At 35.6% G+C, this 9,424-nt stretch carries 8 protein-coding genes; all 8 read right to left on the bottom strand.

What is annotated here, in order from left to right:
* Nucleotides 1-98: 98 nt before the first annotated feature.
* Nucleotides 99-611 carry an adenine phosphoribosyltransferase gene (locus BCR26_RS16620; protein WP_069700068.1) on the bottom strand — a complete coding sequence of 171 codons (513 nt, stop codon included), beginning with the start codon at nt 609-611 and terminating at the stop codon, nt 99-101.
* Between the two features lie 7 nt (nt 612-618).
* Nucleotides 619-2,934: a single-stranded-DNA-specific exonuclease RecJ gene (recJ, locus tag BCR26_RS16615; RefSeq protein WP_069700067.1), complete on the bottom strand. Its 2,316-nt coding sequence runs from the start codon at nt 2,932-2,934 to the stop codon at nt 619-621.
* Nucleotides 2,935-3,058: 124 nt separating this feature from the next.
* On the bottom strand, nt 3,059-3,490 hold the full coding sequence (locus tag BCR26_RS16610) for a LapA family protein (protein ID WP_069700066.1): 432 nt from the start codon (nt 3,488-3,490) through the stop codon (nt 3,059-3,061).
* An 11-nt stretch (nt 3,491-3,501) separates the two neighbouring features.
* The gene (locus BCR26_RS16605) at nt 3,502-4,299 is read right to left on the bottom strand and encodes an SDR family NAD(P)-dependent oxidoreductase (protein ID WP_069700065.1); all 798 of its coding nucleotides are present in this window, start codon (nt 4,297-4,299) and stop codon (nt 3,502-3,504) included.
* A gap of 12 nt (nt 4,300-4,311) precedes the next feature.
* Complete coding sequence (rnz, locus tag BCR26_RS16600; RefSeq protein ID WP_069700064.1) at nt 4,312-5,244, bottom strand: ribonuclease Z; 933 nt, start codon at nt 5,242-5,244, stop codon at nt 4,312-4,314.
* A gap of 177 nt (nt 5,245-5,421) precedes the next feature.
* Complete coding sequence (locus BCR26_RS16595; RefSeq protein ID WP_069700063.1) at nt 5,422-5,985, bottom strand: DUF1269 domain-containing protein; 564 nt, start codon at nt 5,983-5,985, stop codon at nt 5,422-5,424.
* Between the two features lie 157 nt (nt 5,986-6,142).
* The gene (obgE, locus tag BCR26_RS16590) at nt 6,143-7,456 is read right to left on the bottom strand and encodes a GTPase ObgE (protein ID WP_069700062.1); all 1,314 of its coding nucleotides are present in this window, start codon (nt 7,454-7,456) and stop codon (nt 6,143-6,145) included.
* Nucleotides 7,457-7,770: 314 nt separating this feature from the next.
* Nucleotides 7,771-9,420 carry a peptide ABC transporter substrate-binding protein gene (locus BCR26_RS16585; protein ID WP_069700061.1) on the bottom strand — a complete coding sequence of 550 codons (1,650 nt, stop codon included), beginning with the start codon at nt 9,418-9,420 and terminating at the stop codon, nt 7,771-7,773.
* Between the last annotated feature and the right edge of the window lie 4 nt (nt 9,421-9,424).

The raw sequence follows: 9,424 nt of genomic DNA, 5'->3' as shown, positions 1-9,424 counted from the left end.
GATCCCTCTTGTTTTTTAAACGGAACATTCTCTTTTTTTAGAAATCAAAAAAGTGAGGCAACAATCAGATGTATTTCTGACTATTGTCCCACTCTCTTTTAATATTCCATTAATGTAACGATTTCATACCCTTTGATTTTATCTCGACCATGCAAATCCATTAATTCAATCAGGAAGGCGCAACCAACGACAATACCGCCTAATTCTTCAATTAGTTCAATCGTTGCTTTAATTGTTCCCCCTGTAGCCAATAAATCATCACAAATCAAGACTCTTTGACCAGGTTCGATGGCATCTTTATGAAGTGTGAGTGTATCTTGCCCATATTCTAGGTCATAGCTGACTTCGATTGTTTCGCGAGGAAGTTTTCCCTTCTTACGAACAGGAGCAAAACCAACACCTAATTCATAGGCAACGGGGCATCCTACAATGAATCCACGTGCTTCTGGACCTACAACCATATCTATTCTTTTTTCTTTTGCATAATCAACAATTTGTTTTGTTGCCTCACGGTAAGCATCTCCATTAGCCATTAATGGTGAGATATCTCTAAAAATAATTCCCTTTTCAGGATAATCTGGAATGCTGGCAATATAATCTTTTAAATTCATTTTTTTATTATTCCTCCTTATTCCACAGCCACTGTTGTAATGTCGCACAATCACTGTACAATAGAAATTCTTCTGTTTTAATCTTCTTTAATCGTTTTTGATAAATATCGCTTTCTGTTAGAGGGCGATTTTCAGGTTTATCCATTTTTCTTAGAACACCGTTTTCTATTGTAACAAATCCTAGCTCAAAAAACACCTGAATCATGTAAATTAATAATTTTTCCGGAATATTTAAATAGTTTGCCACAGCATTTAGTTTGTAGCGAACATCCACTTGCTCTTGTTGCATAACAAAGCTGTACAATTTTGCAAATTGTTCTCGCGTTCCTACGCCATTTAAATATGCTTCCTCTTTTGAATAGAGGATCAAATATACTCGATCAATTTTTGCTTCTTGTACCACTTCTCGAACTTGTTCAGAATCTATCGGGCAATCAACAAAAACCAATTGTTTGATTTGTTGTTTTTTAATTTCTTTGACACAGGACTCCACAGAAGAGAACTCTAAAGTATCAGGCTCATTAGGTAATTCTTTAATAAATGTCCGACTATTTTTATCGAAAAGAATATATAACGTATCTTTTGATGGAAAAGTTTTCTGTTGCTTCGTTTTTCCTCTAAGATCAAATAACTGCTGTCCTTCGACAGAAAAATCTGTAACCATGAGTTGAGGTTTTTTATTTCCATTCCATTCGTTGATAGATAATTGTCCAACGAAATTACTTTTTCCTAAAGCTAATTCATCTGCCTGATTGCCCATTTGAAAAGCAATCGCATCTAAAATCGTTCCCTCCTGTTTCAATTGAAATTTTAAATGTGCATTATCTGTTCCAATCTGGCGAACTTGTTCCACACTTGCTCCGCTAAATAGAAAATTAGGAACTGGATTGTCTGTTCCAAAAGGAGACAAAATCGATAATTGTTGAATCAGAGATAATGTCGCTTGATTTACTTGTAGCTGTTCATCGATTGCCAATTCTTGTCCCTGAGAAAGATCAATTCCGTTGCTTATGATATAATTTTGCAAATGCTCTTTCATTTTTTCTATATTTTCAATAGGTAAAGTCATTCCTGCAGCCATATGGTGTCCACCAAAATGTGTAAATAATTCACGTACTTCATTTAATGAATCGAATAGATTAAATGCAGAGACACTCCTTCCGGAACCTTTTGCTGTTCCAGATTCATTATTTATCGTAAGAACAATCGTTGGTTTGCCAGTTTCTTGCATAATCCTTCCAGCGACAATTCCTAATACACCTTCATGCCAGCCAGATTTCGCCACTATATGAACATCTTCCTTTGAATCAATTCTTTCAAAAGCTTCTTGAGTGATTTTATTAACAATTTCTTTGCGTTCGTTATTCTGACGATCAATGTGTTCTACAATACTTTCGGCCTCTTCTTCATCAAATGTCGTCATTAACTCTACTCCGGGAGCTGCTTCACCTAAACGTCCTAAAGCATTTAAGCGAGGGCCAATTGCAAAACCAATCGTTTCCTCGTTTACCGTTTCTTTTTTCACTCCTATTGTTTGAATTAACGTAGCTAAACCAATTCTTTCTCCAGTTCGAATCATTTCAATACCCATTTTTACCAAGGCGCGATTTTCATCAGTTAACGAAACTAAATCTGCTATCGTACCAACAGCAACTAGATCTAAAAATTCCAATGGAAGTTCACCTAATAAGGCTGTTGCAACTTTAAACGCTACGCCAACTCCAGCTAAATCACCAAAAGGATAGTCTCCTTGTGGATGTTTAGGATGAATAATTGCAAAGGCTGGTGGTAACACGTTTGGCAGTTCATGATGATCTGTTACAATCACATCAATACCTTTATTTGAAGCGTAACTAATTGCTTCATGTCCTGCAACACCATTGTCAACAGTGATGATTAATTGAGTTCCAGCTTCAATTTTCTCCTTAAAAACTGCTTGATTCGGCCCGTACCCATGGATAAAGCGATTCGGAATAAAATAGTCTACTTCTCCACCAATTAATTCAATTGCTTCTTTCATTACAGTTGTACTGGTTATTCCATCTGCATCATAGTCACCGTAAATAAGGATCTGTTCTCCATTTGCAACGGCTGTCTGAATACGTTCCACAGCCTTTGTCATATCATATATTAAAAATGGGTCATAAATGTTCTCGACAGTTGGCCGTAAAAAAACTTCTAGTTGTTCTGCGTTCTTAATTCCTCGATTCCATAACAACTGACCTAGCAACGGACTTATCTTTTGTTCATTTAATATTGCTGAATACTCTTCTGGTAAAATAATACTTTCTTGGATTCTCCAAGTACATTTGGCTTTTTTCACGATGTCACTCCTAACCAGATAATTATAGCAAATTCAACAGAAAAACTAAAGAATCGTTATGATACAAATTTCAATAAAAAAGTTTAGCTGAAAAAATCATTTTTCGCTAAACTCTTTTATTATCTTATTTTTCTGCTTCTCTAGGTTTCGTAAAGCGTTCTACACGATTCTTTTCTTCTGAAGAAATATCTTCAAAAGACCGATCATTACTAGTGAGAGCATCGTATTTTGCTTGTAGATCAGCTAGTTGATTTTCGTAATTCCTTTGTACTTTTTCAGCTTCTTCTGTTGCTAATTTTTTTGCTTCAGTTTTATAAAGCGCAACACTTTTTTCAAGCTCTTTGACTTTCTTTCGCTGTTGCCACATTGTTGTGGTTGAGGCTAACAGACCAACTAAAACTCCGATAATTGACGATGAAAGAATCACAAGTATTAGTGGTCCACTTATTTCTAAAAAGCCAAAATTAACCGGAACAACTTGATTATTCAGCACTGCGAAAATAACGATAATAAGAACCAAAGCTACCCAAGCAATAACTCTCCACTGATTTTTCATAAGAATACCTCCTATTTTTTATTAAATAAACCACCCGCTAGGAAATCTCCTATATGAGGAAATAGAGTATAGAAACGAGCAGCGACTTCCATCGCTCTCGGACGATTAATTTCTCGTTTACAGGTTCCCATAGCATTCACTATTTCTTTAGCAAGTTTATTCGGATCTAAAACAAGTCTATCAATTGATGATAAATAATCTCCAGAAGGGTCTGCCTTGTCAAAAAACTCTGTGTGAATAGGTCCTGGATTAACCGTAGTCACAGACACACCAGCAGGTTTTAATTCTAGTCTTAGCGCGTTAGAAAATCCCAACACAGCAAATTTTGTTGCAGAATATACAGTTGATTTTGCCGTCGCCATTTTCCCAGCCATAGAGGCGATATTAATAATATGTCCATGTCCTTTTTCAACCATTTGGATAGCTGTTTTTTGCGTAAAGAACATCATACCTAGAATGTTGACTTCAAACATATTTTTTGCAAGATCCATGTTAATATCAACAAAATTCTCAAAAATACCAAATCCTGCATTATTAACTAAAACATCAATTGAACCAACTTCAGCTTGTATTTTTTCAAAAACGTGTTCTACGTTCTCGGGATCTGCTACATTTAGCTGATAATCAAACGCTGGCTTGCCACTTAGCTCCTCACACCGTTCTTTTACTTTGCCAATTAAATTAATTCTACGGGCACAAACAACAACAATTGCTCCCTTTTTTGCTGCTTCATAACAAATTTGCTCCCCTAATCCAGCAGATCCGCCTGTTACAACAACGACTTTATTCATTAAATTTTGTACACTCATGAATACTCCTCCTTAGTTTTCTTCAAAAGGGACCTCAATAATGTCCATGTCCTTTACTATTTTTGTTGCTGGAAAAATTTCTTGTGCCTCTTTCTCCAATTCAAAAATATCTCCAGTCAAATATCTAGCGCTAATATGGGTTAAAATTAACTTTTTAACGTCAGCTTCTTTTGCTACTTCAGCAGCTTGATGACTTGTTGAATGATGATAGGTTCGAGCCATTTGGGCTTCATTTTTGTTGAAAGTACTCTCGTGAACTAACAAATCAGCATTCTTTGCTAATAAAACGCTATTGTTTGTTTTTCTAGTATCTCCTAATATAGTGATGGTTCGACCTCTCTTTTTAGCACCAACAAAATCTTTGCCATCAATAATTGACCCATTATTTAGTTGAACTTGTTCGCCGCGTTTAATTTTTCCGTAGATAGGTCCAGAAGGAATACCTAAAGCAGCTAATTTATCTACCTGCAATTCACCTTCATGGTCTGCCTCAACGATTCGATAACCATAGCTAGTAATCCCGTGGTCTAGAGACATACAAGATACAGAAAATTGTTTATCCGAAAAAATTGTTCCCGCTTCTTTGATCTCATTGAAAACCAATTCATAAGAGAGTCTTGTTTGAGACACTTTTAAAGCGGTTCGGACAAAAGTTGCAATCCCAACTGGTCCATAGATTTCTAAACGTTCGTCCCCTCCTTGGAAAGAGCGACTACTTAAAAGTCCAGGTAATCCAAAAATGTGATCGCCATGAAGATGTGTAATAAAGATTTTTTCTATCTTTCTTGGACGAATATTACTCTTTAAAATTTGCAATTGTGTTCCTTCGCCGCAATCAAATAACCAGACGGCATTTCGTTCATCTAAAAGTTTTAACGCTATACTACTAACATTTCTATGCTTTGCTGGTACGCCAGCTCCAGTTCCTAAAAATTGTAATTCCATAGGCTTCCTAACTTTCCTTTAAACTTCTTCTTCATTTTAGAAGAAACTCTTTACTTTAGCAAACAAAATTTCTGATTTATTGAATAAATTCAGGGTATAAAGTTTTTTCTTGTCATAAAAAAAGGTGAATCAGACACTTGTTGTGGTCCGTTCCACCTTGAAACACTATACTTAATTTTAATTTGTATTCTTTTCTTCTTTTTTTTCTTTCCATGATTTTTTAGCAGAATCTTTAGCTTCTTTTTCAACTTTTTTTGCATCTGTGATTTCTGATTCTACATCATCAAGGTCTAAACGTGAAATTTCTCCACCTAGCTCGTTCATTATCAATTGATTTAAAGGTCGATTGTCTTCTTCATTAGCAATTAAAATTAAACCTGTTTCTCCAACCCCTATTTTAGCTGTTACATGTTCAAATACAGAGGTCGCATCTTGGATTTCTTTTGCATCTTGGCTAGCTCCAATTAAACTTCCTGCAAACCATCCTAATAGAACGCCCAAGGGGCCTCCTAAAATTCCAATTACCATTCCGATTAAACTGTTCTTTGAAGTGTGGTTAGAGCCTGTGAAATCAATGAAGTCATCAATCTTAAATTGGTGTACGCCATCTTCGATATGAGTCACAACTGCCATTTGTTCACCAACAATTTTTCTTTCAACAGCTAACTTTTTTATTTCTGAAAATGCTTGATACGCTTGACTTTCTAAATCAAAGTGCATAATTATTACTTTTTTTGACATTTTCTCACCCCATTATTTATTGATAGCTTTATTCTATCAATAAAACATGCCATTTAGCAATGAATATCCCTCAATTAGCAATAGTTAAAAAAATTTAGTATAAAAAAACAAGATTTCAAAATAGAAATCTTGTTTTTAAGAGTTTTTAATCCAGTGATTACTCTACAAATTCAAACTCATATGCACCAATGCGAACAATATCTCCATCTTTCGCACCACGAGCACGGAGCGCTTCATCAACACCCATTCCTCTTAATTGACGAGCAAAACGCATAACTGTTTCATCGTGATCGAAGTTGGTCATTTCAAATAATCGTTCTAATTTTTCACCTGAAAGAATCCATGTAGCGTCTGAATCACGATCAATTGAAAATTCTGGGCCTTCTGGTTGGAATCCATAACGAACCGTTTCTTCAACTATTTCATCCTCGTATAATGGGAATTCTGGTGTTACTTCTAATAAATCAGCTGTAGCATTTAGTAAATACTCAACTCCTTTACCTGTTACTCCAGAGATTGGAAAAACAGGAATTGGATCTGCGAATTCATCTGTTTGTTCCTTTTTAAGTTCTTCTTTGAATTTTTTTAGATTAGCTTCTGATTCAGGCATGTCCATTTTATTCGCTACAATTATTTGTGGTCGCTCTAACAAACGTAAATTGTGAGTGCCTAATTCTTTGTTAATTGCTAAATAATCTTCATAAGGATCTCTGCCTTCCATTCCGCTCATATCAATGATGTGTAAAATAACTCTTGTACGTTCAATATGACGTAAAAATTGAGTGCCTAAACCCACACCTTGAGAAGCTCCTTCAATTAAGCCAGGTAAATCAGCAGCAGCAAAACTTCTACCATCACTGGTCGATACCATGCCTAAATTAGGGACTAGAGTTGTAAAATGATATGCTCCTATTTTGGGTCTTGCAGAAGAAATAACTGAAAGTAAGGTTGATTTTCCAACCGAAGGAAATCCTACTAATCCTACATCAGCCAATACTTTTAGCTCTAATTCAATTTTTCTTTCTTGTCCTGGTTCACCGTTCTCTGCAATTTCAGGTGCTGGGTTTCTAGCGGATGCAAATCTTGTGTTCCCTCTTCCACCACGTCCACCTTTGGCTACAGTCAATGTCTGACCATTCTCAACTAAATCACCGATTAAGGCTCCGGTTTCTGCATCGCGAACTGTCGTACCTGGTGGTACTTTTACATAAGTATCTTCAGAACCTCGACCATGCATTCCTTTACCCATACCATTTTCACCTGGTTGAGCTCTAAAATGACGATTGAAGCGGAAATCCATAAGAGTTCGTAAACCTTCCTCTACTACAAGAATGACGTCTCCGCCACGTCCGCCATCACCACCTGCTGGGCCGCCATCTGGTACATATTTTTCTCTGCGGAATGCTACCATTCCGTCGCCACCTTTTCCGGCTCTGACATCAATTGTTACTTGATCTAAAAACATGGACATCTTTTGTCCTCCTATCTCAAAGAGCATAGTGTCTATTCAACAGTCTATCTCTTGGCTTTCATTTTTTTTACTTTTAATTAGCAAATCTTATTTTTAATCAGCTGAATCGTAGTTAAATGCCTTTCTTATTGTAAAGGTTACAGAAGGATTTGTCTAGCAATAGTCATGATTATCACTGAGAATTTAACAAAGTAAAGTTCAACTACAACAGATAATTTCCTTAAAAATAAGCGCCAGAGTTATTTTTAAGGAAATAGAAAACCTGCGTATGAATAATTATTACTCACAAGCAGGTTAATGTACTAGAAAACAAATTATTTCAACATGATTTTTCCATAGTAATTAGGTGGTCCAAACAGATGATGAATCATTCCATTAATATTTTGACGCATCAACGCTGTATTTGCCGATTGGTAAACTGGGATAACACCTGCTTCATCCATCAAAACATGTTCGGCCTCAATCAAAGTTTGCCAGCGTTTAACAGGATCTGTTGACAGTTTTTTTGCTTTTTCTAATAAATGATTATAGTCTTTGCTAATATACGAAGAATGATTTTTAAATGATTCTTCAGCATAGTTATTCAAATATGTCGTTGGATCTTGAAAATCTGGCCCAATACGAGTAAGCAATAAATCAAATGCTTGATTTTCTTCGCGATCCATCAAACTTTTTTCAGGTAGTAAAGAAATATTTATTTTCAATCCTTGTAATGTATTCTCCATAGCATATTGGAGGTATTCGGTGATTGCTTTATTTTCATCTTGATCGGATGCTAAAAAATCCAGGTGAACCTCAGTTTGACCTGTTTCTTTTAAAGCTTCAGTCCATAATTTTTTTGCTTTCTCTTGGTCATAAGCAACTAAGTTACCACTTTCAGCCCGAAAATCTTCCCCTGTTTTAGGATTTCCAATAAATTCGGCTGCAACAACGCCATAAATAGCTTGTGAATCATTGTTTAAAATTTCGTTTACAATATGTTCTCTATCGATGGCCATTGCTATTGCTTGTCGTGCTTTTTTATTTTCAAATATTGTTGCTATATCTTTTCTTTTTTGGTTAATTTCAATTAAATGAACCCATGAATCTAACTGTGTTGTATAATCTGGATCATTTTTGTATTGTCGTGCAAATTCTCCTGATAATACAGCTCGATCTAGATCACCATTTTGATATAAATTAACTGCCAAATTTGTATCCTTTACTACTTGGATATTAACTACATCTAAGTTGGATTGTTTTTTATTCCAATATAGATCATTCTTTTGGTACTGCCATTTTTGATTGCCGTGTTTCCATTCTTTTAATTTATAGGGGCCATTATATAAAAGATGGTCACTGTCTAGTCCGTAGCTTCTTCCTTGTTTTTCTGCATAGGCTTGATTAATCGGGAACAAGGTAGGGAAAGTCATAACTGAAGTAAAGTAGGCGACTGGCTGTTCTAATGTCACAACTAGTGTATGATCATCTTTTGCTTGGACTCCTAACTCTTCAATCTTTTTATGGCCGTTGATTATTTCTTCAGCATTTTTGATGTCAAAGAGTAAAAATGAACTTGGAGAGCCATATTTCGGGTTCACAACTCTTCTCCAAGCATAAATAAAATCCTTAGCAGTCACTGAGGAGCCGTCCGACCATTTTGCATCCTTCTTTAAGGGAACAGTGTAAGTCAATCCGTCTTTACTTATCTCTGGTAAATCAGTTGCAACGCCTGGAATAATATTATCATCGGCATCTAGATTATAAAGCCCTTCAATTACTTGAGTAATTGCAATGAAGCTACCTCCGTCTAAAGCATTTCCAGAATCCATTGAAGAAATTTCGTTGATTTCCATCATTTTAATCTCTTTTGAGGCTGACTCTTGATTTCTATTTCCAGAATCATTGTTTTTACAACTGCTCAAGACTAAAATAAGCGGTAAGATACCTAACAAAATGGCCATTTTTTTAAACCCTGTTTTCATTTTT

This window comes from Enterococcus rivorum, assembly GCF_001742285.1.
Taxonomy (GTDB): domain Bacteria; phylum Bacillota; class Bacilli; order Lactobacillales; family Enterococcaceae; genus Enterococcus_L; species Enterococcus_L rivorum.
The sequence above is the reverse complement of the archived record's forward strand: the minus strand, read 5'-3'. Positions and strand labels throughout refer to the sequence as shown.

Coding starts and splice junctions, on each gene's coding strand:
- BCR26_RS16620 (WP_069700068.1), bottom strand. CDS start 611: ATGAATTTAAAAGATTATATTGCCAGCATTCCAGATTATCCTGAAAAG.
- BCR26_RS16610 (WP_069700066.1), bottom strand. CDS start 3,490: ATGAAAAATCAGTGGAGAGTTATTGCTTGGGTAGCTTTGGTTCTTATT.
- BCR26_RS16605 (WP_069700065.1), bottom strand. CDS start 4,299: ATGAGTGTACAAAATTTAATGAATAAAGTCGTTGTTGTAACAGGCGGA.
- rnz (WP_069700064.1), bottom strand. CDS start 5,244: ATGGAATTACAATTTTTAGGAACTGGAGCTGGCGTACCAGCAAAGCAT.
- BCR26_RS16595 (WP_069700063.1), bottom strand. CDS start 5,985: ATGTCAAAAAAAGTAATAATTATGCACTTTGATTTAGAAAGTCAAGCG.
- obgE (WP_069700062.1), bottom strand. CDS start 7,456: ATGTCCATGTTTTTAGATCAAGTAACAATTGATGTCAGAGCCGGAAAA.
- BCR26_RS16585 (WP_069700061.1), bottom strand. CDS start 9,420: ATGAAAACAGGGTTTAAAAAAATGGCCATTTTGTTAGGTATCTTACCG.